This is a genomic window from Burkholderia torrens (assembly GCF_984668525.1).
The window spans coordinates 1,298,726-1,324,507 of record NZ_OZ480211.1 but is presented as its reverse complement, the minus strand read 5'-3'; the positions used below and the strand labels follow the sequence as shown (position 1 = coordinate 1,324,507).

Sequence of the window (25,782 nt, the reverse complement as noted above, 5' to 3'; positions counted from 1 at the left end):
CTGGTGGCTGGTGGCTGGTGGCTGGTGGCTGGTGGCTGGTGGCTGGTCGACTGACGGCTGGCGGCGCGCACGATGACGGGCGGCGGCCGGTTCGCCGCGCGCCCGGCAGGATTCACGACGCTCCGGTATGATCGGCAGCCTCGACCGGCGCCCGGCCCGCCTGCGCATCCGACGCGTGCGCCGCTTGCCACGCCGCCCAACTTCGTCCGCGCCGCCATGTCCACCGCCTCCACCGACCGTCCGACCGACGCCGCCTCGCCCCATTACTCGCGCAGCCTGCTGTTGCTGCTCGCGACGATCGCGGGCGTGTCGGTCGCGAACATCTACTACAACCAGCCGCTGCTCGACAGCTTCCGTGCGTCCTTTCCGGACGGCGCGACATGGATCGGCGTCGTGCCGACCGCGACGCAGCTCGGCTATGCAGCCGGCATGTTCCTGCTCGCGCCGCTCGGCGACCGGTTCGATCGCCGCAGGCTGATCCTGATGCAGATCGCCGGCCTGTCCGTCGCGCTGATCGTGGCGGCCACCGCTCCGTCGCTGGCCGTGCTTGCCGTCGCGAGCCTTGCGATCGGCATCCTCGCGACCATCGCGCAGCAGGCCGTGCCGTTCGCCGCCGAAATCGCACCGCCTGCCGAACGCGGGCAGGCGGTCGGCACCGTGATGAGCGGCCTGCTGCTCGGCATCCTGCTCGCGCGCACGGCCGCCGGCTTCGTCGCCGAGTATTTCGGCTGGCGCGCGGTGTTCGCCGCGTCGGTCGCGGCGCTCGTCGCGCTCGCGGCCGTGATCGTGATGCGGCTGCCGCGCAGTTCGCCGACGTCGACGCTGCCGTACGGCAAGCTGCTCGGCTCGATGTGGCATCTGGCGGTCGAACTGCGCGGGCTGCGCGAGGCGTCGCTGACGGGCGCCGCGCTGTTCGCGGCGTTCAGCGCGTTCTGGCCCGTGCTGACGCTGCTGCTCGCCGGCGCACCGTTCCATCTCGGCCCGCAGGCCGCCGGCCTGTTCGGGATCGTCGGGGCCGCGGGCGCGCTCGCCGCGCCGTATGCGGGCCGCTCCGCGGACACGCGCGGCCCGCGCGCAGTCATCTCGCTCGCGATCGCGCTGCTCGCGCTGTCGTTCGTGATCTTTGCGTTGTCGGGTTCGAGCCTCGTCGGGCTCGTGATCGGCGTGATCGTGCTCGACGTGGGCGTACAGGCCGCGCAGATCTCGAACCAGTCGCGCATCTATGCGCTGAAGCCGGAGGCGCGCAGCCGCGTGAACACGGTGTACATGGTGTGCTATTTCATCGGCGGCGCGCTCGGCTCGTCGGCCGGCGTCGCCGCATGGCGCGCGTTCGGCTGGACCGGCATGTGCGCGGCCGGCCTGCTGTTTACCGCGCTCGCCGGGTGGTCCCACCATCGCGGCGGCCGGCGCGGCTGAGCGCGACCGGCCGCGACGGCATTACGCGTCGGCGCGCGGCGCGACCGGTTCGTCGACGGGCGGCGGCGCGAACGCCGGCGCCGGGTCGATCACCGCGGCGGGATCCATCACGGCCGCCGGCGTCGGCACCGCGAGCGGGACGGCGGAAGGCGCGAGGATCGGCGCCGCATCGGGAATCGCGATCTGCTCGGGGGCGGACGCAGGGTCCGCTGCCGACACCTGCTCGGCCGCCGCGGCCGTCGCGACCGTCGGACCGGCAGCCGCCGCGCGTGCCGCCGGCCGGCGTGCCGGATCGAACACGAACGACAACCCGACACTGCCGAGGATCGCGACGGTCGCGACCACGGTCGCCATCGTCACCGGTTCGCCGAGCAGCAGCGCACCGAGCGCGACCGCGACGATCGGGTTCACGTACATGCAGCTGCTCGCGATGATCGGGCTCGTGTGACGGATCAGGTAGCCGTACGCGACATACGCGGCCATCGTGCAGAACACCATCAGGTACAGGAACGCGAACACCGGCCCCGCCATCACGTGCTCGATGCGTTCGCCGATCAGCCAGGCGACGAGCGTCGAGATCAGGCCGCCGAGGCCGATCTGCAGCGACGTCGACAGAAACAGGTCGGACGGCAGCTTGAGCCGCGTCGCGAGGTGCGCGCCGCCTGCCCAGAACAGCGCGCCGGCCAGCACGCAGATCGTGCCGAGCGCCGAATTCTGGGCGGCCGCGCCGCCCGAATTCAGTACGACGATACCGACCATCCCCAGCGCGACGGCCGCCCACTCGCCCTTCGTCACCGGCCGGCCGGCCACCGCCGCGATCACGGTCGCGAACAGCGGCACCGTGGCCACCATCACCGCGGCCGAGCCGCTGCTGACCGAACTGATCCCGAGCGCGATCGTGCCCGACGACAGCGCGACGAGCATCGTGCCGACGATCCCCGCGTTGCGGATTTCCAGCAGCGTCGGCCATTCGGGCTTGCGCCGCAGCGCGAAGATGAACAGGCCGATCCCGCCGAGCAGGTTGCGCAGCCCCGACAGCAGCAGCGGCGGGAACGACTGCAGCGCGAAATGCAGGCCGCTGTAGGTCGAACCCCAGACGAAATAGATGAACACGAGCGCCAGCGCGACGCGGCCGCCGCGGCTTTGCGGCAGGCGGATCCGGAACGAAAAGCGCGCGAAGAAATCGAGGAGGCGGTCGAGCGGCGTCATCGTGCGGCCTGCCCGCACGTCACGCCGCGTGCTCCGCTGAAAGGCGCCGGCCATGCCGGCAAACGGTCCTGGCGGGACCGGGAAGGCAGAGCGAACGTGCGGGACGACATGGCAGTGCGAACGGCGACGAAAGAGAACCGGCGAGCGGCGGCAATGGGGCAAAAAACGGGACAAAAAAAACGTGCGCAGCCACTTTGGCTGCACACGCTCGGCATTATGGCACCAAGGATTCGAAAGCATCGTCAGACCTGTCTGAAAGGATAACGACTGACGTTTCGGCGCGACATTATTCGGCCGGCGGGCGCGTGAAATCCGGGGCCGGATGCGCAGGACGCACACGTTGCCGGCGCCGGTTTCGCACACACGCGATCGCAACCCGCAGGCGTCGGATCGGGCGTCGGCCGAACGGCCAGTCATGCACGCCGATGCTTCCCGTCACGCCTATCGTGATGGGCGACGTGCCCTCCTCTTGCCGTCCAGAGCCGCTTTTCGAAACCCGCACATCCATACAAAATTTTGTATAATTCCACCATCCTTCCGCCGAAGCCCGTCGTGTTCGTCGGCAGCGCACTGGGCGATCTCCGCGGCTTTCCGCTGCCCGCGCGGCGCGAAGCCGGCCACCAGATCGACCAGGTACAGCGCGGCCTCGCGCCCGACGACTGGAAACCGATGCGCACGATCGGCGCCGGCGTGCGGGAAATCCGCGTGCGCGATGCGAGCGGCGCGTTCCGGATCGTCTACGTCGCGACGTTCGCCGAAGCGATCTACGTGCTGCATTGCTTCCGGAAGCAATCGGCGCGCACGAACCAGGCCGATATCGACCTGGCCGCCCGGCGCTATCGCGCCCTGACGATGGAGTTGAAGAAGTGACGACCAACGAACGCTACACGAGCGTCTGGGACGCAATCGAGGGCCGGCCGGCCGAAGCCGAGAACATGAAGCTGCGCTCCGAACTGATGATCGCGCTCAAGCAGCGCATCGCGCAGCTCGAACTCAGTCAGGCCCAGGCCGCGAAGCAGCTGGGCGTCACGCAGCCGCGCGTGTCCGATCTGCTGCGCGGCAAGATCAACCTGTTCGGGCTCGACGCGCTCGTGAACATGGCCGCGGCCGTCGGCCTGCGCGTCGATCTGCAGGTGCGCGAATCCGCGTGATGGACGAGCGCGCCTCGCGCGCCGCTCACGATCCGCCGAACCAGTTGTACCCCTGATCGACCCAGTAGCCGCCCGGGAACGTATTGGTCACGAAGATTTCCATGATGTGCTTCGGGTTCTTGTAGCCGAGCTTGGTCGGCATCCGCAGCTTCATCGGGAAGCCATATTCCGGCGGCAACTGGCGACCGTCGTACTCGAGCGCGAGCAGCGTCTGCGGATGCAGCGCGGTGGGCATGTCGATGCTTTCGTAGTAATCGTCCGCGCACTTGAAGCCGACGTATTTCGCGCGCGTGTCGGCGCCGGCACGCGCGAGGAACGCGCCGAACGGCGTGCCGCCCCAACGGCCGATCGCACTCCATCCTTCCACGCAGATGTGTCGCGTGATCTGCTCCGCGTGCGGCAGCGCGCGAAGCTCGTCGAGCGTCCACACGCGCTTGCCCGTCACACGGCCGGACAGCACGAGGCGATAGGTCGACTCGTCGACGTGCCGCACTTCGTCGATCCCGTAGTACGCGTTGAACGGGAACGGGCGCGTGATGTCGGCTTCGGTGTAGGTCGGCGCGAGCCGGTCGGGGTTGAACAGCCACGCCTGCACGCGATCGTTCATGCGCGACACTTTCTCGAGGAACGTGTTGACCGACGCATCGTCCTGCAACGTGCAGCCGGTCAGCATCGCGAGGCCGCCGAGCGTCAGCACGCGCCGGTTGAAGAGCCGCCGCGACGGCATCTCGAGCTCGCGGCGCACGTCGAGTTCGAGCGACTTCCGGTCGAGCGTCCAGCGCGGCTCGCCGCGGCTTTTTTCGGATTCCGACATGATGATTTCCTTCGCCCGCGATGGGGCGGTCAGCGACCGCGCAGCATCGCGAGCAGCGAGCGCGGCACCAGCAGCGCCATCGCGACGTGAACGACAAAGAAGGCGACGAGCAGCGACATCGCCCAGAAATGCACGACGCGCGCATTGTCGTAGCCGCCGAACAGTTCGCGCAGCAGCGGGAACTGCACCGACTTCCAGATCGTGAGCCCGGACAGCACGAGCACGACGAGATCGACGATCGCGGTCAGGTACGCGGCGCGCTGCACCGCGTTGTAGACGCTCAGGTCGTCGTGCGCCAGCCGCCCGCCGAGCGCGGCGCGCACGTCGCGCCACACCGACGCCGGCGTGACGGGCAACAGCTTGCGCGCGAAGCGCCCCGTCGTGATCGACATCGCGAGATAGAACAGCCCGTTGCCGACCAACAGCCACATCGCCGCGAAATGCCATTGCAGCGCGCCGCCGAGCCAGCCGCCGAGCGTGATGCCGTGCGCGAACGTGAACGACGGATAGATCGGCGACGCGTCGTAGATGCGCCAGCCGGACAGCGCCATCAGGATCGCCGCGAGCGCGTTGAGCCAGTGGCTCACGCGCACCCACGGCGGATGGATCGTGGGCGCGGGCGGCGTCGTACTCGCGCGATCCGTGACAGGAACCGTTTGCATGATGAAGACTCCCGGAATGATGCGACGGGACGCGATGTGTCCGCAGCCGGCCGGCCGCGCCCCGCGCGCATCGATCAGTTCGACGGGCTCATGGTGTCCTTCTTCATCGCGTCGCCCTTCGACATCGCGTCGTGGCCCATCGCGTCCTTTTTCATGGCGTCCTTCTTCATCGCGTGCTTCTTCATGCCGTCCTTCTTCATCGCGCCGTCCTTGGCCATCTCGTCGTGGCCCATCGCGTCCTTCGACATCGACATGCCATCCTTCGACATCGCATCGTTCTGCGCATACGCGCCCGTTGCGATCGTGGCAAGTGCGGCGACACAGGCAACCAGGAATACGTTTTTCATGACATCTCTCCACTACATGGGTTTAGGAGCCGAATAGACGGAGCACACCGCCGGAAATGACAGCGGTGCTAAAAAAAATTCTAGACGCCTGAAATGAAGGGGGGAAATGCTGCACCGCGTGGCGCTTTCCGGCCGGTTCGGGACGCGGATCGGCGGCCGCGCTTGCTGCGCCGCACCCTGCCCGGTTCGCCGGCGGCGATCCGGCGATCGCCCGGCGGCATCCGATCCGTTCCCGGTTGAAACCGCCGCCAAGCCGGTGTATCGTGTGCCCTTGCTAACGCGGGGGTCCTGCAATGCGCTCGGTCAAGTTACCGGCATTGCGGGTGAGAAATACCCTTTGAACCTGATCTGGATAATGCCAGCGCAGGGAAGCGTACGGATTTCGCCGCCATCCTTCTGACGAAATCCGCCGCCTCACCAAGCCTCGTCTCCTGCTTAGCTCGAGCCCCACATTCGTCAAGGGCTCCGGGCAAGCGCCGAAGCGCCTGTCCGGCGCCCGCACAGGAGATTGCATGAACGCCAATCCGAAGTTTCTGTCCGCCGACGCTCACGTCGACGCCGCTGCTGTCGCGCCGCTGCCGAATTCGCGCAAGGTCTATGTCACCGGCTCGCAGCCCGACATCCGCGTGCCGATGCGCGAAATCACGCAGGCCGACACGCCGACCGGCTTCGGCGGCGAAAAGAACCCGCCGATCTACGTGTACGACACGTCGGGCCCCTACACCGATCCGGACGCGAAGATCGACATCCGTGCGGGCCTGCCCGCGCTGCGCCAGCGCTGGATCGAAGCGCGCGGCGACACCGAAGTGCTCCCCGGCCTGTCGAGCCGGTACGGCCTCGAGCGCGCGGCCGATCCGGCCACGGCCGACCTGCGTTTCCCGGGCCTGCACCGCAATCCGCGCCGCGCCCAGGCCGGCAAGAACGTCACGCAGATGCACTACGCGCGTCAGGGCATCATCACGCCGGAAATGGAATACATCGCGATCCGCGAGAACCAGCGCCGCGCCGAGTACATCGAGAGCCTGAAGTCGAGCGGCCCGAACGGCGCGAAGCTCGCCGCGATGATGGGCCGCCAGCACCCGGGCCAGGCGTTCGGCGCAGCCGCCTTCGGCGCGAATGCGCTGGCCGAGATCACGCCGGAATTCGTGCGCGACGAAATCGCCCGCGGCCGCGCGATCATTCCCGCGAACATCAACCACCCGGAATCCGAGCCGATGATCATCGGCCGCAACTTCCTCGTGAAGATCAACGCGAACATCGGCAACTCGGCCGTCACGTCGTCGATCGGCGAGGAAGTCGACAAGATGACGTGGGCGATCCGCTGGGGCGGCGACACGGTGATGGACCTGTCGACCGGCAAGCACATCCATGAAACGCGCGAGTGGATCATCCGCAACAGCCCGGTGCCGATCGGCACGGTGCCGATCTACCAGGCACTCGAAAAGGTCAACGGCAAGGCCGAGGACCTGACCTGGGAAATCTTCCGCGACACGCTGATCGAGCAGGCCGAGCAAGGCGTCGACTACTTCACGATCCACGCGGGCGTGCGCCTGCAGTACGTGCCGCTCACCGCGAACCGGATGACGGGCATCGTGTCGCGCGGCGGCTCGATCATGGCGAAGTGGTGTCTCGCGCATCACAAGGAAAGCTTCCTGTACGAACACTTCGAAGAGATCTGCGAGATCATGAAGGCGTACGACGTGAGCTTCTCGCTCGGTGACGGCCTGCGTCCCGGCTCGATCTACGACGCGAACGACGAAGCGCAGCTCGGCGAGCTGAAGACGCTCGGCGAGCTCACGCAGATCGCGTGGAAGCACGACGTGCAGGTGATGATCGAAGGCCCCGGCCACGTGCCGATGCAGTTGATCAAGGAGAACATGGATCTCCAGCTCGACTGGTGCAAGGAAGCGCCGTTCTACACGCTCGGGCCGCTCACCACCGACATCGCGCCGGGCTACGACCACATCACGTCGGGCATCGGCGCGGCGATGATCGGCTGGTTCGGCACCGCGATGCTCTGCTACGTGACGCCGAAGGAACACCTCGGCCTGCCGAACAAGGACGACGTGAAGGAAGGCATCATCACGTACAAGCTCGCCGCGCACGCCGCCGACCTCGCCAAGGGTCACCCCGGCGCGCAGGTGCGCGACAACGCGCTGTCGAAGGCGCGCTTCGAATTCCGCTGGGAAGACCAGTTCAACATCGGTCTCGATCCGGACAAGGCACGCGAATTCCACGACGAGACGCTGCCGAAGGATTCGGCGAAGGTCGCGCACTTCTGCTCGATGTGCGGCCCGCACTTCTGCTCGATGAAGATCACGCAGGACGTGCGCGAGTTCGCGGCGCAGCAGGGCGTGTCGGAAACCGAAGCGCTGAAGAAAGGGATGGAAGTGAAGGCGGTCGAGTTCGTCAAGACCGGGGCCGAGATCTACCACCGTCAGTAAGCGCAGACAGCGACCCGCCTCGGGTCGCTTCGCGATGCACGAAGCCCGCTTTCGAGCGGGCTTTTTTGCGCATGTCGCGTGCCCGCCGACGCACGGGAAACAATTGATTACGAAACCGCGCGAGCCTTAACAAGTCCTTACAGCAGCACCGCGGAGCGGCGCGTAGATTGGGGACATGCGTGACCGCCAGCCGGTCGCGCGTCCTCCGTTCACTACCACAAGGACAACGATCATGATTTCGATTCGGCGTATTGGGGTATGCGCGCTCCTCGTCACGACGGTGGCCAGCCTGTCGGCCTGCGATTCGATGACGAGGCGCCAGCGCGACACGGCAATCGGCGCGGGTGTCGGCGGCGTCGCCGGCGCGGCGATCGGCGGCAACGCGCTGTCGACGCTGGGCGGCGCGGCAGCCGGCGGCATCATCGGCAACCAGGTCGGCAAGTAAGCGGCCGGCCGGACCCGGCGCAACCTTCGTCCAGACGGCGTTTCCGCGAAGCGGAAGCGCCGTTTTCGCATGCGGCGCCGCAATATCTCCGGCAGCGGCCCGGAAATGATCGGTTACCGTTTCGCACACCGTGTCATCCGCGCGCGGCCTAAGCTTAAGCATCTGCCGATTGCCGGCTCCGCCGGAGAGACATCATGAACAGGACCCTCGTCGCAGCGGCGCTCGCCTGCACGACGCTCGCCGGCTGCTACTACCCGTACGGGTACTATCCTGGCGGCTATTACACGGCCGCGCCGGTGCAGCCGGCACCCGTGTACGTCGATCCGGCCCCCGCCTACTACTACCCGGCGCCGGCCTATGCGCCCGCGTGGGGAGGTTATTGGGGACCGGCGCTGTCGCTCAATTTCGGCTTCGGCGGACGCGGCGGCTGGCACCACCATCACTGATCGGACGCGGCCGCCGACGGACGGCCGCCCGGCCTCTGCCACCGGCGACTTTCCCGCTTCTTGTCATTTCATCGGATCGTGAAACGACGGCGCGGTAACGCGGTGTAAGATTCATCGCATCCCGTCCCCGCCCTCACGATCGATGTCGCCCAAGAACGCCTTCCTGCTGACCGTGCTTGCTGCCCTGTGGGGCGCGTCATTCCTGTTCATCCGGATCGGCGTGATCGATCTAGGCGTCGCGCCGCTGATGGCGTTGCGCGTGGGCATCGGCGCGCTGTTTCTCACGGGCTTCGCGCTGACGCGCTTCAAACCCGCCGACCTCGGCACGCGGCTGCGCCGCCATGCGTGGCCATTGTTCGTCGTCGGCGCGCTGAACTCGGGCATCCCGTTCTGCCTGTTCGCGTTCGCCGAACTGACGCTGTCGGCCGGCCTGACGTCGGTGATCAATGCAACGACGCCACTGTGGGGTGCGCTCGTCGCCTACCTGTGGCTGAAGGACAAGCTGTCGCTGCCGCGCGCGCTCGGCCTCGTGATCGGCTTTGCCGGCGTGCTCACGCTCGTATGGAACCAGATCGCGAACGCGCACGGCGACACGGGCGCCAGCGCGACCGCGCTTGCTGCCGCCGCGGCGCTCGGCGCGACGCTGCTGTACGGCATCGCGGCCAATTACACGAAGCGCAAGCTCGGCGGCGTCGATCCGCTCGTCAACGCGGCCGGCAGCATGATCGGGTCGTCCGTCCTGCTGCTGCCGTTCGCGATCGCCACCTGGCCGGCCGCGCCGGTCAGTGCACACGCATGGGGCGCGGTACTCGCCCTCGGCATCGCGTGCACGGGCGTCGCGTACTTCATCTTCTTCCACCTGATCGCGCATGTCGGCCCCGCCCGCGCGATTACCGTCACGTTCGTGATTCCCGTGTTCGGGCTGCTGTGGGGGGCACTGTTCCTCGGCGAACACGTGTCGGCCGTGATGATCGAAGGTTGCGCGATCGTACTCGTCGGCACCGCGCTCGCAACGGGCGTGATCAAGCGGATTCCCGGCCTGCGGCCGCGCGGCGGTGAAGCGGCCTGAGGAGCCGGGCGCAGGCCGCGGACGCGCGTATACCGTTTGCGTCTGGAGTTACCCTGATACGCGCGACGCTGCAATCCCGTTACACTCGAAACACTTATCCGCAGAAGGCGGCCTCGATGCTCCACGTTCTTTCGCGTCCGCCTGCGCATGCGACTGCATCGGCGTGGCGGCTCGCTCCCGCCCCGCCGCTCGCCCCCGGGCACCGTTGACATGAAGCCCGCCCGCGACCTGTCGCTCGACTCCCTGCTCGAACGCCTCACGCCGACGCCCGGCGGCTGGCTCGCCACCTATCGCACCACGACGCTGCGCAGCGTGTTCCAGCCCGTGCTGTCGATCACGCACAAGCGCGTCGTCGGCTACGAAGCGCTGCTGCGCGTCGTCGACGCGAACGGCACGCTGGTGTCGCCCGCCGCGCTGTTCGACCGGGCGCGCGGCGACGCCGACGCGCTGCTGCTCGACCGGCTCGCGCGCTGCCTGCACACGGCCAACTTCGTCGCGCAAGGGATCGGCGACGGCTGGTTGTTTCTGAACGTGACGCCGCGCGTGCTCGATACGGGCCTCGTGCAGCGCGAGTTCGTCGAGGCGCTGTGCCGGCATTTCTCGTTGCCGCCGAACCGCATCGTGCTGGAAGTCATCGAGCAACCGGCGCGCGACGAAGCCGCGCTCGCCCGCACGATCGACATGATTCAGCATCGCGATTTCCTGATCGCGATCGACGATTTCGGCACCGGATTCTCGAATTTCGACCGCGTATGGCGCGCACGGCCCGATATCGTCAAGCTCGACCGTTCGCTCGTCGAGCGCTCGACCGGGTCGGCCGAAGATCGCCGCATCATGCATCACCTCGTGTCGATGCTGCACCAGGCCGGCGCGATGGTGCTGGCCGAAGGCGTCGAAAGCGACGACGCGCTGCAGGCGCTGATGGAAGCCGATATCGATTTCGTGCAGGGTTTTCGGTTCGGCCAGCCCGATGCGTCGATCGCGCACGCGAGCGCGGCCGCGCCCGCGATGCTCGATGCCGCGTGGCGGCGCTTCATCGGCCAGCGGCATACGCCGGTCGTCGCCGAACAGCCCGGCTTCGACGCGATCGAACGGCTCGTGCTCACCGGTGCGGCCGCGTTTTCCGCGAGCGGCGACCTGCAGGACGCCGCGCAACGCGTGTTCACGGTACCGGCCGCGCGCCGCGTGTTCGTCACCGACGAGACCGGCGAGCAGTTCCTGCCGTCGATCGGCGCCCGCACCGACGACGGCCAGGCGGGCGCTACCCGCCTCGCGCCGCTGTTCCCCGAAACCCACAGCAACTGGTCGCGGCGCCCGTATTTCCAGCGCGCGATCGCCGCGCCCGGGCGCGTCGCGCTGATGGGCCCGCACTTCTCGCTGACGGAAGGCCGCGACTGCTATACGGCCGCCGTCGCGATCCGCGCGCAGAGCCGGCTCGTCGTGTTCTGCGTCGACTTCGTGCTCGACAGCGCGGGCACGGTGATGCGCTAGCGAGCGCGAGCAGCGGACGTCGGCCTGCGCGGGCGGCCGGCCGTTCCTGCGTCAGTCGGTCACCTTCCCTCTTCCGGACTTCACCACGCTGCGGCGCGACTTGTGCTCGAGCCGCCGCTCCTTCGACGCACGCGTCGGCCGCGTCGCCACGCGTGCGCGCGGCGTGAACGCGACGCTGCCGATCAGCGTGTCGAGCCGCGCCAGCGCGGCCTCGCGATTCTTCTCCTGCGTGCGGTATTCCTGCGACTTGATCACGACGATGCCGTCACGCGTGATGCGCTGGTCGGACAGCGCGAGGAGCCGCTCCTTGATGACCGGCGGCAGCGACGACGCACGGATGTCGAAGCGCAGGTGAATCGCGCTCGACACCTTGTTCACGTTCTGCCCGCCCGCGCCCTGCGCGCGCACGGCCGTCCATTCGACCTCCGCCGGATCGAGCGTATAGCGGATCATCATCGCGACACCTCCGTGCGGCGTCGTGCAAGCGCTTCGTCGACGCGCGCCGCGAGCCCCGAATCGCGCTGCGTGCGTGTCGCGACCGCCTGCGCCAGTACGCGCCTCGGCCCGATCACCTGGACCCGCGTGCGTGCACGCGTGACGGCCGTATAGACCAGCTCGCGCGTGAGCACCCGGCTGAACGCGGCCGGCAGCACGAGCGCGGCTTCGTCGAATTCCGAGCCCTGCGATTTGTGGACGGTCAGCGCGAACGCCGTTTCGTGCGGCGGCAGCGCAGCCGGCGACACCGCGCGCGCGGTGCCGTCCGCGCGCCTGAACCACACGCGCAGCACACCGTGCGCATCGGGCAACGCGATGCCGATGTCGCCATTGAACAGCCCGAGCGCATAGTCGTTGCGCGTCACCATGATCGGCCGCCCGGTGAACCAGTGCGCGCCGACCGCGAGCGGCACGCGCGCGGCGTGCCGCACGTGGGCGGCCACGAGCGCGTTGACGTGCTCCGCGCCGCGCGAGCCGTTGCGGGTCGCGCAAAGGATCCGGAACCGGTTGAGCGCGTCGAACAGCGGCAGCGGATCGGGCACCGGCGCGGCCAGCGCGTCGCGCAACGCGTCGAGGTACGCGCCGAACCGCCGCGCGAGCCGCTCGACCGTCGACGCGGCAAGCGTATCGCCCGCGTCGTCGACGAACGACGCGGCGGCCGCGTCGTCGGCGGGCAGCGCATCGAGCGCGGCCTGCACGTCGCCGCTGCGGATCGCGAGCGACAGCCGCCCGATCGGCGAATCGAGACCGAAACGGTAATTGCGCTCGAGCCAGACGACACAGTCCGCGAGCGGGGCCGGCGCGGCGACGGTGGACGCGGCGGCGGCGGACGCGGCGGCGGTTGCTCCGCTCGATATCGATGCCGATGCAGCCGCCGTCACCGACGCAAGCGCCACGTCGCCCGCGTCGAACGGCGGCAGTTCGACGGCGTCGAGCCAGGCGAGTTCGTCGGCTTCGATCCATGCGGGCGTGTCGCCCGCGGTGCCGGTATCGCCGGTATCGCCGGTATCGGCCGGCACCGGCGCAACGGGTAGTGCCGACGCGATGCCGGCCGACGAAACTTCGTCATCCTGCGGTTCGTCGTCGAAGAGCGACGCCTGTCGCGGATCGGCCTTCGGTCGGAGCGCCGGTTTGCGCGAAACGGAAGCCGATGCCGAAGGCGACGCCGGGGCCGGTGCCGAAGCAGAAGCCGGACTCGCTGCGGCTGCCGCTTCGTCCGGCACCGGCAACGCCGCGACGAACGCCGCCTCGTCGATGCCGAGCGCCTGCGCGATGCGCGTGCGCGCCGCGGCCGTAAAGGCAGGCCGCGCGCTCAGCTCCGCGAACACGGCGCCCGCTTCGACCGCGGCCAGTTGATCCTTGTCGCCGAGCAGCACGAGCCGCGCGCCCGGCGCAAGCGCGTCGAGCAGGTGCGCGGCGAGCGCGACGTCGATCATCGACGCCTCGTCGACGACGATCAGGTCGTACGGCAGCGGATTGTCGCGATGATGGCGGAAGCCGGCCGCCCCGCCGCCGCCCAGCAGCCGATGCAGCGTATACGACGTGTCGGGCAGGCGCGCCGCCAGCTCGGGCGGCAGGTCGCCGGCCCGCGCATGCAGCGCTTCCTGCATCCGCTGCGCGGCCTTGCCCGTCGGTGCGGCCAGCGCGATGCGCAGCCCCGGGTGCGCGTCGAGCAGACAGGCCAGCACGCCGACGACGGTCGTCGTCTTGCCCGTGCCGGGGCCGCCGCTGACGATCGTCACGCGGCCGGTCAATGCGACGATCGCCGCCACGCGCTGCCAGTCGACTTCACCGGTGGCCGGCCCGAAGTAGCGCGCCAGGTTGTCGCGCAGCCGGTCGGGCGACAGGCCTTCGTCCGGCACGGCCACACCGGCCTGCGCGACGAGCGCATCGGCGAGCCGCCGTTCGTAATCGAAATAGCGCGACAGATACAGGTGGTCGTGCCGGTCGACGATCAGCGGCCGCTCGTCGCCGCGCGCAAGCGTGCCGAACGCGACGACACCGCTCGCGGCGAGCGCGGCGCGCACCTCGTCGAGCGGTGCTTCGTAGCGCTGCGCGAGCGCGCCGAGCGCGACGCAGACGTGGCCGCCGGCCGTCGCACGGCTCGTCGCGAACGCGGCGCGTGCCGCCCAGCGCGCCGCTGCGGACGGTGCGCCGGCGCGCCGCGCAAGGTCGCCGATGCGACGCGCGAAGCCCTCCGCAAGCGCGATGCCGAAATCGGCCGGCTCGGGCAGCCGCGCGACGAGGCCGCCGGTAAATTCGAGCGAATCTTCCGGTGCTTTCATGCGCGGCCCCCTTCCATCATCCGGTCGAGGGCATCGACGAGCGCACGTGTGGGCCGGCGTGCATGCACGCCGGACGGCTCGCCGCCGCTGCGCCAGTCGGGCCGCACGCCGCGCACGAACAGGTACAGGTAGCCCGCGATGTGCGTGTCGTAGTCGTAGTCGGGCAGCCGCGCGCGCAGGTAGCGATGCAGCGCGACCGTGTAGAGCAGCGCCTGCAGGTGATACGCGTGATCGGCCATCGCGACGTCGAGCGCACGCGGGCCGTAGGCATCCGGCGTCGTGCCGAGATGGTTCGACTTCCAGTCGACGATCCAGAAGCGGCCGTCGTGTTCGACGATCATGTCGATGAAACCCTTGATGAAACCGGCGAGCATGCCCGCCTCCAGTGCAACGTCCGGATAGCCGTGTGCGACCAGCAAGCGGCGCAGCGCCATCAGGTCGAGCGACGGCGCCGGGAACAGGAAACCCATTTCGTCGAGCCGCTTCGCCGGATCGAGATCCACGAGCCGCATGCCCGGCACGAGCTCGGTGTGCACGACGTCGTCGACCAGTTGCGCCATCATCGCCGGCAACCGCGTGGCGAGCTCGGGTGCCGCCTCGACCGGCCGGTCGTGCAGCGCGCCGAGCGCGGCCTTGTGCCACGACTCGCGCTCCGTGAAGCGGCTGAGCTCGAACAGCCGGTGCAGGCATTCGCCGGCTGCCGCGCCGCGCGGGAACACGAGGATGTCGTCGTCCGGCGGTTCGGCAACGGCCAGCTCGGCGAAGATCCATTCGCCGTCCGGCGTCACCTCGGCAAGCGCGTCGTGATCGGGCCGCAGCTCGTCGTCGGGGACAGCCGCGACGCCTGCCTCCTCGCGCGCCATCGACGCGGTCAGCGAGCTGAAGCTCGCCATCCGCCACGCGTCGCGCAGCACGCGCGTCGCATGACGCGCCGCGAGCGTCTGCGACGTATCGTGCCCGGCCGCGAGACGCTCGCGGCGCGCAGGCGCCGGCAGCGGCGCGACGCTCACGGGGCCGCCCGCGAGCGCCTGCCACGCCGTATCGAGCGCCGCTTCGTCGGGCGGTTCGTCTAGCCACGCATCGAATGACTGGCCGGCACCGGCGACGAGCCAGTTGAGCACGCTGCGCCGCGCTTCACGCGTCGAGCGCGACGACACGTACGGCCCGGCCACGACATAGCAACGGTAGACTGCGCGCGTGAGCGCCACGTAGACGAGCCGCGCGCGTTCCGCGGCCTGCTCGCGCAACGCCTGCCGCGCCGCGTGCGCGGCCGCTTCGTCGTCACATCCGTAATGCAGCACGGCATCGCCCGCTTCGTCGTGATACTCGCGCGCATCGGGCAGCGCGGACGAAGGCGGTTCGCGCAATCCGCCATCGTTCAGGAACGGACAGAACACGATTGCGTATTCCAGCCCCTTCGACTTGTGCACGGTCACGATCTGCACGAGGTTGCGATCGGATTCGAGCCGCAACTGCGCTTCCTCGCCGCCACCGTCGAGCCGTTGCGCGGCAAGCCAGCGCAGCGTCGGCGCGATGCCCGGCTGCGCGGACGCGCGCGCCTGCGTCAGTTCGGCCAGATGGTTGATGTCGGTCACGCGGCGCTCGCCGTCCGCACCGGCCATCAGCCGCTCGGCGATCCGCAGCTCGCGCATGAACGTGCGCCACATCACCGCAAAACCGCGCTCGCGCCACAGCAGCCGATATCGCGAGAAGCGCTCGACCCAGCTCATCGCGTCGGTGCTGTCGGATGCTTCGCTTCGTGCGTCGCCGTCGCCCTGCTCCATCCGCCACAGTGCACCGGCATCGAGGCCGAACCAGTCGGACGCGAGCGCCGCGCGCAGACGCCGCAAGTCGCCCGGCGCATCGATCGCCGCCAGCACGCGCTCGAGCTGCTCGGCGTCGCCGGTCGAGAACACCGACGCCTGCGCCAGCTCGACGCTGCCGATGCCCCACGTGGCGAGCACGCGCTTCACGAGACTGCCCTGCCGGTGTGTCTGCACGAGCACTGCGATGTCGCCCGGCGACAGCGGCGACTCGCCGAGCCGCACGTGCCCTTCGCGCGCGCCGCGCATCAGTCGCGCGATCTCGGCGGCGCAGGCCTGGGCGGCCTGTGCCTGTGCATCGCGCTTGAGCAACGTGCCTTCGCCGCCCGGCAGCGCCCAGACCCGGAAGTCACCGGCCGGGCCCGGATCGGTTTCGTCGACGAACGTCGCGCGCACGCGCGTGCCGGCGCGCACCGCGTAATAGTCGAGCCCGTCGAGCACGAAGGCACGCGGATTCGACATGAAGAACCGGTTGCACGCCTCGACGATCGCGGGCGTCGAGCGCTGGTTGACCGCGAGCGTGTAGCACGCGCTCGCCCGCGCGCGCGCCGCGAGATAGGTATGCAGATCGGCCGCGCGGAAGCTGTAGATCGCCTGCTTCGGATCGCCGACGAGGAACAGCGGGCCGCCCGGCGCGAAGATCCGGTCGAAGATCGCGAACTGCAGCGGGTCGGTGTCCTGGAACTCGTCGATCAGTGCTGCCGGATAGCGCGCGCGCAGCGTCTCGGCGAGCCACGGATGCGCATGCAGCGCGTGATACAGGTTTGCGAGCAAGTCGTCGAACGACACGACACGCCGCGTGCGCTTGCGCTCGGCCAGCTCGCCCGGCGCCACGTCGAGCCAGTCGGCGATCAGCGCGAGCCAGCGCGCGCGCTGCGCGGCCTCGGCGGCGGCCACCGCGGCTTCGAGCGCGTCGGCGACATCGAAGAACGCGTGCTCGGGCGTCGCGCCGCCTTTCTTCGTCGCCTTCACCAGCGCGGACTGCGTGAGCTTCAAGGCCGCTTTCGGCAGCGCGGCCGTCGCATCGCCCTGTGCGAAATGCGCGGCCCATGCGGCCAGCGCATCGGCGAGCGCGTCGGGCTTGTGCGAGCGCTGGTTGAGCGCGGGCTGTGCGGTACGCAGCAACGCATCGATTGCATCGCGCTCGGCCGCCCACAGCCGCGCCGCCTCGGCGAAGCATTCGGCCGCGGCGGCCTCGGCCGACTCGTCCGGCTCGGTCACGCCGTCCCAGCGCAGTGCGGCGAGCGGCTTCTTCAGCCGGCGCGCGAGCTGCGCATCGAGCGCGGCCGGGCCGGCGCCCGATTCGACGAGCCAGGTCGCGAAACCCGGCCAGCGTGCGGCCGCCGGCTCGACGCGCGTGCGCCAGAAATCCGCCGCGAGTTCGAAGCGCAGCGATGCATCGTCGGCCTCCATGTCGAACGCGAACGGCATCGCGGCCGCGAACGGCGCTTCCTGCAGCGCACGCTGGCAGAACGCGTGGATCGTATGGATCGCGGCCTGGTCGAACGCGCGCAGCGCACGCCGGATCCGCTTCGCGGCCGTCTCGGGATCGAGCGCACCGGCAGCGCCGAGCGTGGTCTCGAGCAGGCGTGCGATGAACGGATCGCCGCCGTCGTCACCCGTGTCAAGTGCATGCGCAAGCTGCGCGAGCCGGCTGCGAATCCGCTCGTGCAGCTCGGCAGTCGCCGCCTTCGTGAAGGTCACGACGAGAATTTCGTCCGCGCCGAGATCCTTCTCGAGCAGCAGGCGTACATACAGCGCGCAGATGTTCCAGGTCTTGCCGGTGCCGGCCGACGCCTCGATCTGGTTGACGCCGTCGAGCGGACACGCGAACACGTCGAGTTCGAGCGCCTGCTGCGGCTGCGACACGGCGCTCATGCGACCTCCTTCAGATGCTCGACGAGCGGTTCGAACACGAGCCGCGCGAGTGTGCCGAACGGCTCGTCGAGCGACGGGTGCGCACCGCGCCACGCGATCGCGATGGCCGGATCGTCGGCTTCGCTCACGACGCGCTCGTTGATCCAGACACTCGCAGCCTTGGCCTCGCCGTCGGACACCCTCGCCCACGCGCTGCGCGGAAAGAACCGCAGCGGCATGCGCCGCCCCGCACGAAACAGCGCGGCAAGCGGCGCGAGCCGCTCCAGCGGCGCCACGACGGGCGTCAGTTCGAACGCACCGCCGCTGCCCAACCACAGCGTTCGGCGCGGGCCGTCGGGCTCGACCGCGCAATAGACGAGATGCGCGAGCCACGCGGACAGATAGTCGCGCGCACTCGGCCGTGCATAGCGATAGATGATCTGACCGGCCGGCGTCAACCGGTTCAGCGTGCCGTGCAGTTCGAGCGGTGCGCTTACCGCGTCGGCCGACAGCATCGCGTCGTCGGTGCCGAACAACGCCTGCTCGGTATCGGGCCATGCCGGTGCGACCGTGAGCGAGAACTGCCGCCGCTCGATGCCGTCGGCCAGCGCGCGGCGGACGCTCGACGCAAGCTGCGTCATCGAGCCGAGCGCCTGGTCGCGCCACACCGCGCCCGTCGCACCGCCCGGCAGTTCGGGGCTCGCGTCGGCAATGCGCAGCGCATGATCGTGCACGCCGCCCTCGTCCGATTCGATCAACAGCGGCAACACGCGCTCGGCGAGCGCATCGCTGCCGGCGAAGTCGAGCGAGAACGGCTCGGTATCGAGCAGTTCGGCCTGCGCATCGGCAAGCACGATGCCGAGCCTGCCGCGCAGCAACGCGCGCGCCGGATGACGCCAGAAACGTTCGAATTCGCTGAACGCGACGGGCTCGACCGGTTCGGGCGGCAGCGGTTGCGCGAAGAACGGCAACTCGCGCGGACCGTCACGCGACGCTTCGGCGGCGAGCAGCGACGCAAGCGTCGCCCGCTCGGCGTCATAGGACACGAGCGCGCTGCCCGGCTGGAAATACGCGGCCGCGAACGGTTGCAGCGGATGCTCGACGATGAACGCGCGCCGCGCGGCGTCGACCTCATCGGGTGCAGCGTCGGGGCCGGCCGTGACGATCGCCAGATGATCGAGCAATTCGTCGACGAGCGCGGCGGGCGGCAACGGCGCGTTGTCGCGAATGCTGCGCCCCGTATAGGCGATCAGCAGCCGGTCGCGTGCGGCGAGCAGCAGGTCGAGAAACAGGTTGCGCTCGTCGTCGCGGCGCTGCCGGTCGCCGAGCTTCGGCAACACGGCCATCAGGTCGAACTCGTCCGCGCGCGCAAGGCTCGGCAGCACGCCGTCGTCCATCCCGAGCAGGCAGACGACGCGATACGGCAGCCCGCGCAGGCTCGTCAGCGACGAGAACGTGACACCGCCCCACGGCACGCCGCCGCGCGCCGGATCGTCGAGCGCCGCGGCCAACCCTGCGCGGACGACGGCAGCCGGCAGCGCTTCGTCGGGCGCCCCCTCCGTCATCGCGGCCAGCATCGCGTCGAGCGCGTCGCGCACGCCGGCCAGCGCGTCTGCATACGCGGCGCCCGAATCGAAGAATCGCGCGAGCGTGTCCGCGAACAGTTCGCTCCAGCCGCCCGGCGTGTGCGATTCGGCCAGGCGTCGCGCAAAGCCGTCGAGATCGTCGGTAAAGCGTGCAAGCCGGCCGAGCAGTTCGGCCTCGCTGCCCGTGGCCGCCTCGATCGGCAGCCACGCGCCGATCGGCGCCGCGCCTTCCGGCATCGCATAGCCGAGAAAGAGCCGCGCGAGCGCATCGGAGAACGTGTGGCGCGGCGCGGGCACGGCCGCGTCGTCGCTTGCGAGCGGCGACAGTCCGCGCCGCGCGCCGGCGGCCGCGAGCCAGGTCTGCACCGTCTCGAGCGCGGCCGCGTCGATGTCGTAGCGCGCGGCCACCGCGTCGACGCGCAGCCACTCGACCAGCTCCGGCGCGCCGACCTGCCGTTCCGGCAATGCGAGCCAGTCGAGCAGCACGCGGGCGACCGGGTTTGCCTGCGACGGCGGCAGGCCGGTGATCCGGTAAGGCACGCGCGCGCCGCCGGCACCGGCCGTGCCGAACACGGCATCGATCAACGGCCCGGCCGCCGCAAGATCGGCCACCGCGACCAGCACGTCGGACGGCTGCAGGCTCGCGTCGGCGTCGAACCACGCGAGCAGGCGGTCGTGCAGCACCTCGAGCTGGCGCGCGAGGCTGTGGCACACGTGCACCTCGATGCCGCGCTCGGCCGGCGTGCCGCCGGTTTCGGCCTCCGGCTGCAGTTCGAGGATCGCGTTCTGCACGCGCGCGAGCCAGGTGGACCCGGGATTTTCGACGAAGCGCGACGCATCGCCCGACGCGGCGCTTTCAGTCAGTTCGTGCAGCATGTGCAGCTGCGCCTGCGTCTGCCTGCCCCACTCGGCGAGCAGCGGATGCCCGACTTCCTGGTAATCGAGCCGCCCGGCCGCGTCGAGCGCCTCGGCATGCGCGGCCGTGACGATGTCGAACCAGAATTCGCGGCACGGATTCAGCGCATAGACGCGCACGTCGATCCAGCGCGACAGCTCGCGCAGCAGCGCGACGTGCAGCGGCGGCATCGTCGGCAGCGCAAACACGCTGACCGATTCCGGCCAGTCCGCACGTGCGATCGTTTCAGCATCGAGGTGGCGCGCCTCGACGAGGAAGCGGTGCGCGGGCGGCGTACCGCTGTCGCTCAGCTCGGCGAGCAGCGCGCGCCACAGCGCGGCCTGCCAGTGCTCGTCGTCGCGCGCGGCATCGCTGATCCCGCGCGGCGCGCCGTCGCCCGCGAGCACGGATTCGCCGGCCTGCCACGCGGCCAGCCATTCGGGACGATAGGTCAGGTAATGATCGAGCACGGCCGCGACGCGGTGCGCGAGCTCGTAGCGCATCGCATCGTCGGAGGCGGACAGATACGCGGCCAGCCGCGGCGACGCGAGCCACGGCGCGCCGCCGGCCGCCTGCGCGAACAGCCGGTAGCAGCGCCACACGAGGCGGTCGGGCGCGAACGGCGAACGCTTGGGGACCGCCATCACGCGGCCGATCTGCGCCCACAGCCATTGCGCGAGATACGTGAACTCGACGTTCGCGCACACGCCGTTGCGCGCGGCGATGTCGAGCTCGAGGCGACGGCGCAGCGCCGCGCTCGGCACGATGACCTGTTGCGGCGCCCACGGGCCGTTGCGGGCCGGGAACGCGGCCAGATCCTCGAGCAGCGCGTCGGCCAGCGTTTCGTGACGATTCGAATAGAAGAGATGGAGCATGAAGCAGGCGTCGGAACCTCGCACCGGCCGGACCGGGCGAATAGGATCACCAAGGATAGCAAATGGACCGCCGCCGCGAACCTCGGCCGGAAAGCCAGGTTTTGCGGACCACGAAATACGATAGACTCGTCGCCAGTCAATACGCCGCCCCGGGCGTCTTCGTCTGTCATTCAGCCCATCGATGCGCTATTCGGTCGAAATCAGAAAGTTTTTCTACAGCCAGTACTTTTTCGGCGGCCTGCGGATCGCGGTCGGCGTCTCGCTGCCGGCCGTGCTGTGCCTGATCGTGTTTCACAACCGCGAACTCGGCTTCACGATCTCGACGGGCGCGCTCGGCGCCTGCGTCGTCGACATGCCGGGCCCGCTCAAGTACAAGCACAACGAAATGCTCGCGTGCAGCGTGATCGGCTTCCTGGCCGCGCTCGCCACCGGCCTCGCCACCCCGAACATCTTCGCGCTGTGGCTCACGATCGTGCCGCTCACGTTCGTGTTGTCGCTGATCGTCGTCTACGGCAACCGCTGGCCGCAGATCAGCTTCGCGACGCTGTTCATGATGGTGATGACGCTCGAGGAGAAGTTCACGCCGCTGCAGGCGTTCATCAACGCCGGCTGGATTCTCGCGGGCGGCCTCTGGTACACGTACTGGGCCACGCTCGTGTCGCAATGGCAGGCACGCCGGATCGAGCAGCAGGCGCTGGCCGAGAGCCTGTTCGCCTGTGCCGACTACCTGCTCGCACGCGCGCAGTTCTACGATCTCGACGCCGATCTCGACGAGTGCTACCGCAATCTGGTCGCCCGGCAGATCACCGCGGTCGAAACGCAGGAGACCGCGCGCGACATCGTGCTGCGCAACCTGCCGAAACTGCGGCGCGGCAAGCTCGATCCCGGCCGCACGGCGATGTACAACCTGTTCATCAACAGCGTCGACCTGCACGAGCTGTTCGTCGGCGCGCACACCGATTACCCGCTGGTGCGCAACACGTTCGGCGGTTCGGATCTGATCATTTTCTACCGCGACCTGATCCGCAAGGCCGCGGCCGATCTCGAGGAGGTCGGCCTCGCGGTGCTCGAGAACCGCGCGCCGCATTCGCACATCAGCGTGAAGGCCGAGCTGCGCGCGATCGAGTACGAGATCGAGCTGATGCGCAAGAAGAACTTCGCGGCCACCAACGCGGAAGCGTATGCGGCCGTGCTCGCGACGTTCCGGCGCATCTGGAGTGCGACGCGCCTGATCGACCGGATGCGCCGCAACCTGTCGGGCCACGCCGATCCGCAGCAAACCGAACTGAAGATCGACAAGGCGCTCACGCGCTTCCTGCAGCGCCGCCGGATGTCGCCGCTGCTGATCTTCTCGAACCTGAACATGCGCTCGCCGAGCTTTCGCCACGCGCTGCGCGTGACGATCGCGGTGGCGGTCGGCTTCTGGATCGGCCGCCTGCTGCCGCTCACGAACGCGTACTGGATCGTGATGACGACCATCATCATCCTGAAGCCCGGCTATTCGCTGACCAAGCAGCGCAACGCGGCGCGTATCGTCGGCACGCTGATCGGCTGCGCGGCGAGCGTCGCGCTGATCTACACGGTCAAGGATACGCACCTGCTGATCGCGATCATGTTCGGGTCGATGGTGATGAGCTACAGCCTGCTGCTGTTCAACTACGCGGCGAGCGTGGTCTTCACGTCGTCATACGTGCTTCTGATGTTCCATCTGCTCGCACCGGGCAGCATGCGGATCATCGGCGAGCGTGCGATCGACACGGTGGTCGGCTGCATGATCGCGATCGCCGCGAGCCGGCTGTTCCCGTACTGGGAATACCGGCTGATGGGCAAGCTCGTGACCGACATGCTGACGTCCACTCGCAAGTATTTCGAGGCCGTGTGGCGCGCCGGGCGCGGCATGTCGCCGCCGCCGGTCCCGGCCGCCGACGGCGCGGCCGTCGTCCCGGGCGTGGCGGCCGTGGTCGAGTCGCCGGCCGCGAGCCTCGACGACGACTATCGCTACCGCCTCGCCCGCAAGGACGTGCACATCGCGTTCGCGAACCTCGGGCAGGCGTTCCAGCGCATGATGATCGAGCCGAAGGCGCACCAGCACTTCGTGCCCGAACTGAACGATCTGCTCGTGCAGACGCACGTGCTCGGCGCGCAGATCACGGCCGCCGCACCGCTGATCCGCACCGCGTGCGCGGCCGATGGCGGCATCCTGCACGACGACGCGCTGCAGCGCGGCCTTGCCGCCGTACTCGACAATCTCGAGAAGGCCGAAGCCGGCGAGCCGCCGCCTGCCGACCAGATCGACGCATCGAAGCAGATCACGCGCGATCTCGACGCCATGGTCGTGTCCGCGGAAAAATCCGATGCGGTCGGCGCCGAGCTCACGCACGACCTGAAGGTGCTCGCGCACCAGTGCAAGCAGATGCTCGCGTCGTCGCTGCTGATCCGCAAGGATGCGAGCGTGATCCGCCTGCCCGCCTGAACCCGAATGTCCGCGCTGGTGGCCCGGCCCGCGCATGCCGCGGATCGGCCACCGGCGCACCGCGATTCAACGATCCCCGAAGCATGACCTGCCTGCTCCATGCGGCCCGCGCCAGTATCGCGCGACCGCCCCATGTCCCATTCCGCTCGCCGCGCCAGTCAGGGAATACCCGATTCCGGTCACCGGGCCTGGCTTGTTATCATTCGTTCACATTCAAGTTGTATAGACAACTTGACGCAGTCGAACCGGCTTCGCTCGCCAGGTTCGTCGCATAACGATATCGGAGACTCGATGAAAAACTTGCAGCGCCACCTGAGCGCGCGGCACATCCGCTTTCTCGCGCTCGGCTCGGCGATCGGCACGGGCCTGTTCTACGGTTCGGCGTCCGCGATCCAGCTCGCGGGCCCGGCCGTGATCCTGGCGTACATCCTGGGCGGCGCGGCTGTCTACATGGTGATGCGTGCGCTCGGCGAGATGGCCGTGCGCGAACCCGTCGCCGGCTCGTTCGGCCACTACGCGACCGAAAACCTCGGCCCGTTCGCGGGCTTCGTCACCGGCTGGACCTACACGCTCGAAATGGTGATCGTCGCGATCGCCGACATCACCGCGTTCGGCATCTACATGGGCTTCTGGTTTCCGGATGTCCCGCAATGGATCTGGGTGCTCGGCGTCGTCGCGGTCATCTGCGGGCTGAACCTGTGCCACGTCAAGGTGTTCGGCGAGCTCGAATTCTGGCTGTCGATCATCAAGGTCGGCGCGATCGTCGCGATGATCGGCGGCGGCGTCGCGATCCTGCTGGCCGGCATGCACTTCGGCCATTCGGCCGATGTCCCGACGTTCGCGAACCTGTGGAACCACGGCGGTTTCCTGCCGAACGGCATTGGCGGGCTGATCGCGTCGCTGTCGGTCGTGATCTTCGCGTACGGCGGGATCGAGGTGATCGGAATGAGCGCCGGCGAGGCGAAGGACCCGGAACGCGTGATTCCGCGCGCGATCAACGCGGTGCCCGCGCGCATCCTGCTGTTCTATGTGCTGACGATGGTCGTGCTGATGTCGATCAGCCCGTGGACGGGCGTCGGCAGCGACGGCAGCCCGTTCGTGCAGATCTTCTCGGCGCTCGGCGTGAAGTCGGCCGCGACGATCCTCAACCTGGTCGTGATCAGCGCGGCGATCTCGGCGATCAACAGCGATATCTTCGGCGCGGGCCGGATGATGTTCGGGATGGCACGACAGGGCCAGGCACCGCGCGTGTTGACGACGACGTCGCGGCACGGCGTGCCGTGGGTCACGGTGCTCGTGATGGCCGGCGCGCTGCTCGTCGGCGTGGTGCTGAACTACCTGATGCCGAAGGATGTGTTCCTGGTGGTCGCCGCGATCGCGACGTTCGCGACCGTGTGGGTCTGGCTGATGATCCTGCTGTCGCAGGTCGCGATGCGTCGCCGCCTGTCGAGCGCCGAAGTCGCCGCACTGAAGTTCAAGGTGCCGCTGTGGCCGGTCGCGCCGGCGCTGACGATCGCGTTCATGGGTTTCGTGATCGTGATGCTCGGCTGGTTCGAGGATACGCGCGTCGCGCTGTATGTCGGCGCGGCGTGGCTCGCGCTGCTCGCGGCCGTGTTCTACACACGGATCCGCCCGAAATTCGCACCTGCGTCACGTTGACGCACGGCTGACCTGAATACGCGGCGCGCCTTCATCGGCGCCCGCTGCTGCCCCGGCTCCGCGCGGCGTCAACCGCGCCGGAAGCCGCGGATGGCCTCCCTTCTCATGCCCCGCGCACGCGGCCCGGCCGGGCCGCGCACCGACACGTCAGTGCGATGCCGCGCTCGCGGCCTCGGCCGGATGGGCTTCGTCGTACGCGCGCTTCTGCGAAATCGCGTTGTACAGGATCGTCCCGATCACGAGCAGCACGGCGACGACGATCAGGATGCTCACGTTGCGGACAGGGTTCTTCTTGCGCTGATCGTTCATGGTCGGTGCGTCTCGTCAAATTCATCGAAGC

The 25,782-nt window shown here is 68.9% G+C and carries 19 protein-coding genes and 1 riboswitch; of the genes, 10 read left to right on the top strand and 9 right to left on the bottom strand.

The window, feature by feature from the left end; genetic code table 11:
• Positions 1-216: 216 nt before the first annotated feature.
• The gene (locus tag AC5LXX_RS06140; protein WP_493410809.1) at positions 217-1,416 is read left to right on the top strand and encodes an MFS transporter; all 1,200 of its coding nucleotides are present in this window, start codon (positions 217-219) and stop codon (positions 1,414-1,416) included.
• A 21-nt stretch (positions 1,417-1,437) separates the two neighbouring features.
• Here the strand turns inward: AC5LXX_RS06140 and AC5LXX_RS06135 are convergent, their stop codons facing one another.
• Positions 1,438-2,625 (bottom strand): EamA family transporter, encoded by a 1,188-nt coding sequence (locus AC5LXX_RS06135; protein WP_493411090.1) that lies wholly within the window; start codon positions 2,623-2,625, stop codon positions 1,438-1,440.
• A gap of 516 nt (positions 2,626-3,141) precedes the next feature.
• On the opposite strand from AC5LXX_RS06135, the gene AC5LXX_RS06130 reads away from it, so the two are divergent.
• Positions 3,142-3,495, top strand: a complete 354-nt coding sequence (locus AC5LXX_RS06130) for a type II toxin-antitoxin system RelE/ParE family toxin (protein ID WP_493410808.1) — start codon at positions 3,142-3,144, stop codon at positions 3,493-3,495.
• A complete protein-coding gene (locus AC5LXX_RS06125) occupies positions 3,492-3,776 on the top strand; it encodes a helix-turn-helix domain-containing protein (RefSeq protein WP_322084336.1) in 285 nt (94 codons plus the stop codon). Before AC5LXX_RS06130 ends, AC5LXX_RS06125 begins: the two co-directional genes overlap by 4 nt.
• 25 nt (positions 3,777-3,801) lie before the next feature.
• Here AC5LXX_RS06125 and AC5LXX_RS06120 read toward each other — a convergent pair whose 3' ends face one another.
• The 3 genes from AC5LXX_RS06120 to AC5LXX_RS06110 all read right to left on the bottom strand — a co-directional run bounded on the left by AC5LXX_RS06120 (position 3,802) and on the right by AC5LXX_RS06110 (position 5,599).
• On the bottom strand, positions 3,802-4,590 hold the full coding sequence (locus tag AC5LXX_RS06120; RefSeq protein ID WP_493410807.1) for a molybdopterin-dependent oxidoreductase: 789 nt from the start codon (positions 4,588-4,590) through the stop codon (positions 3,802-3,804).
• A gap of 29 nt (positions 4,591-4,619) precedes the next feature.
• Positions 4,620-5,252 (bottom strand): cytochrome b/b6 domain-containing protein, encoded by a 633-nt coding sequence (locus AC5LXX_RS06115; protein ID WP_124454062.1) that lies wholly within the window; start codon positions 5,250-5,252, stop codon positions 4,620-4,622.
• 74 nt (positions 5,253-5,326) lie between these two features.
• On the bottom strand, positions 5,327-5,599 hold the full coding sequence (locus tag AC5LXX_RS06110) for a pentapeptide MXKDX repeat protein (protein ID WP_124454064.1): 273 nt from the start codon (positions 5,597-5,599) through the stop codon (positions 5,327-5,329).
• A gap of 271 nt (positions 5,600-5,870) precedes the next feature.
• Positions 5,871-5,987, top strand: a riboswitch (TPP riboswitch).
• A 124-nt stretch (positions 5,988-6,111) separates the two neighbouring features.
• Here AC5LXX_RS06110 and thiC point away from each other — a divergent pair.
• From thiC to AC5LXX_RS06085, 5 genes are all read left to right on the top strand, one after another.
• A complete protein-coding gene (gene thiC, locus AC5LXX_RS06105) occupies positions 6,112-8,043 on the top strand; it encodes a phosphomethylpyrimidine synthase ThiC (RefSeq protein WP_124454066.1) in 1,932 nt (643 codons plus the stop codon).
• Between the two features lie 232 nt (positions 8,044-8,275).
• Positions 8,276-8,488, top strand: a complete 213-nt coding sequence (locus AC5LXX_RS06100) for a YMGG-like glycine zipper-containing protein (protein ID WP_124454068.1) — start codon at positions 8,276-8,278, stop codon at positions 8,486-8,488.
• A gap of 194 nt (positions 8,489-8,682) precedes the next feature.
• Positions 8,683-8,934, top strand: a complete 252-nt coding sequence (locus tag AC5LXX_RS06095) for a hypothetical protein (protein WP_322084339.1) — start codon at positions 8,683-8,685, stop codon at positions 8,932-8,934.
• Between the two features lie 142 nt (positions 8,935-9,076).
• The gene (locus AC5LXX_RS06090) at positions 9,077-10,003 is read left to right on the top strand and encodes a DMT family transporter (RefSeq protein ID WP_493410806.1); all 927 of its coding nucleotides are present in this window, start codon (positions 9,077-9,079) and stop codon (positions 10,001-10,003) included.
• A 210-nt stretch (positions 10,004-10,213) separates the two neighbouring features.
• Positions 10,214-11,494: a sensor domain-containing phosphodiesterase gene (locus AC5LXX_RS06085; protein ID WP_493410805.1), complete on the top strand. Its 1,281-nt coding sequence runs from the start codon at positions 10,214-10,216 to the stop codon at positions 11,492-11,494.
• Positions 11,495-11,545: 51 nt separating this feature from the next.
• On the opposite strand, the gene arfB is transcribed toward AC5LXX_RS06085, so the two are convergent.
• The 4 genes from arfB to recC are packed head-to-tail and all read right to left on the bottom strand — an operon-like array spanning position 11,546 to position 21,310.
• Positions 11,546-11,950, bottom strand: coding sequence for an alternative ribosome rescue aminoacyl-tRNA hydrolase ArfB (arfB, locus tag AC5LXX_RS06080; RefSeq protein ID WP_124454076.1), 405 nt, complete (start codon positions 11,948-11,950; stop codon positions 11,546-11,548).
• The gene (locus tag AC5LXX_RS06075) at positions 11,947-14,274 is read right to left on the bottom strand and encodes an AAA family ATPase (RefSeq protein ID WP_493410804.1); all 2,328 of its coding nucleotides are present in this window, start codon (positions 14,272-14,274) and stop codon (positions 11,947-11,949) included. The genes arfB and AC5LXX_RS06075 overlap by 4 nt, the downstream gene beginning before the upstream one ends.
• Positions 14,271-17,975 carry an exodeoxyribonuclease V subunit beta gene (gene recB, locus AC5LXX_RS06070; RefSeq protein WP_493410803.1) on the bottom strand — a complete coding sequence of 1,235 codons (3,705 nt, stop codon included), beginning with the start codon at positions 17,973-17,975 and terminating at the stop codon, positions 14,271-14,273. The genes AC5LXX_RS06075 and recB overlap by 4 nt, the downstream gene beginning before the upstream one ends.
• Positions 17,972-21,310, bottom strand: a complete 3,339-nt coding sequence (gene recC, locus AC5LXX_RS06065; protein WP_493410802.1) for an exodeoxyribonuclease V subunit gamma — start codon at positions 21,308-21,310, stop codon at positions 17,972-17,974. The genes recB and recC overlap by 4 nt, the downstream gene beginning before the upstream one ends.
• Positions 21,311-21,491: 181 nt before the next feature.
• Between recC and AC5LXX_RS06060 the strand changes: the two genes are divergently transcribed.
• Positions 21,492-23,783, top strand: a complete 2,292-nt coding sequence (locus AC5LXX_RS06060) for an FUSC family protein (RefSeq protein ID WP_493410801.1) — start codon at positions 21,492-21,494, stop codon at positions 23,781-23,783.
• 291 nt (positions 23,784-24,074) lie between these two features.
• On the top strand, positions 24,075-25,442 hold the full coding sequence (locus AC5LXX_RS06055) for an amino acid permease (RefSeq protein ID WP_493410800.1): 1,368 nt from the start codon (positions 24,075-24,077) through the stop codon (positions 25,440-25,442).
• A 147-nt stretch (positions 25,443-25,589) separates the two neighbouring features.
• Here the strand turns inward: AC5LXX_RS06055 and AC5LXX_RS06050 are convergent, their stop codons facing one another.
• Positions 25,590-25,751: a hypothetical protein gene (locus tag AC5LXX_RS06050; RefSeq protein ID WP_009688068.1), complete on the bottom strand. Its 162-nt coding sequence runs from the start codon at positions 25,749-25,751 to the stop codon at positions 25,590-25,592.
• Positions 25,752-25,782: the final 31 nt, after the last annotated feature.

Coding starts and splice junctions, on each gene's coding strand:
- AC5LXX_RS06090 (WP_493410806.1), top strand. CDS start 9,077: ATGTCGCCCAAGAACGCCTTCCTGCTGACCGTGCTTGCTGCCCTGTGG.
- AC5LXX_RS06075 (WP_493410804.1), bottom strand. CDS start 14,274: ATGAAAGCACCGGAAGATTCGCTCGAATTTACCGGCGGCCTCGTCGCG.
- AC5LXX_RS06050 (WP_009688068.1), bottom strand. CDS start 25,751: ATGAACGATCAGCGCAAGAAGAACCCTGTCCGCAACGTGAGCATCCTG.
- AC5LXX_RS06115 (WP_124454062.1), bottom strand. CDS start 5,252: ATGCAAACGGTTCCTGTCACGGATCGCGCGAGTACGACGCCGCCCGCG.
- arfB (WP_124454076.1), bottom strand. CDS start 11,950: ATGATGATCCGCTATACGCTCGATCCGGCGGAGGTCGAATGGACGGCC.
- AC5LXX_RS06055 (WP_493410800.1), top strand. CDS start 24,075: ATGAAAAACTTGCAGCGCCACCTGAGCGCGCGGCACATCCGCTTTCTC.
- recC (WP_493410802.1), bottom strand. CDS start 21,310: ATGCTCCATCTCTTCTATTCGAATCGTCACGAAACGCTGGCCGACGCG.
- AC5LXX_RS06135 (WP_493411090.1), bottom strand. CDS start 2,625: ATGACGCCGCTCGACCGCCTCCTCGATTTCTTCGCGCGCTTTTCGTTC.
- AC5LXX_RS06100 (WP_124454068.1), top strand. CDS start 8,276: ATGATTTCGATTCGGCGTATTGGGGTATGCGCGCTCCTCGTCACGACG.
- AC5LXX_RS06110 (WP_124454064.1), bottom strand. CDS start 5,599: ATGAAAAACGTATTCCTGGTTGCCTGTGTCGCCGCACTTGCCACGATC.
- AC5LXX_RS06095 (WP_322084339.1), top strand. CDS start 8,683: ATGAACAGGACCCTCGTCGCAGCGGCGCTCGCCTGCACGACGCTCGCC.
- thiC (WP_124454066.1), top strand. CDS start 6,112: ATGAACGCCAATCCGAAGTTTCTGTCCGCCGACGCTCACGTCGACGCC.
- AC5LXX_RS06120 (WP_493410807.1), bottom strand. CDS start 4,590: ATGTCGGAATCCGAAAAAAGCCGCGGCGAGCCGCGCTGGACGCTCGAC.
- recB (WP_493410803.1), bottom strand. CDS start 17,975: ATGAGCGCCGTGTCGCAGCCGCAGCAGGCGCTCGAACTCGACGTGTTC.
- AC5LXX_RS06085 (WP_493410805.1), top strand. CDS start 10,214: ATGAAGCCCGCCCGCGACCTGTCGCTCGACTCCCTGCTCGAACGCCTC.
- AC5LXX_RS06140 (WP_493410809.1), top strand. CDS start 217: ATGTCCACCGCCTCCACCGACCGTCCGACCGACGCCGCCTCGCCCCAT.
- AC5LXX_RS06060 (WP_493410801.1), top strand. CDS start 21,492: ATGCGCTATTCGGTCGAAATCAGAAAGTTTTTCTACAGCCAGTACTTT.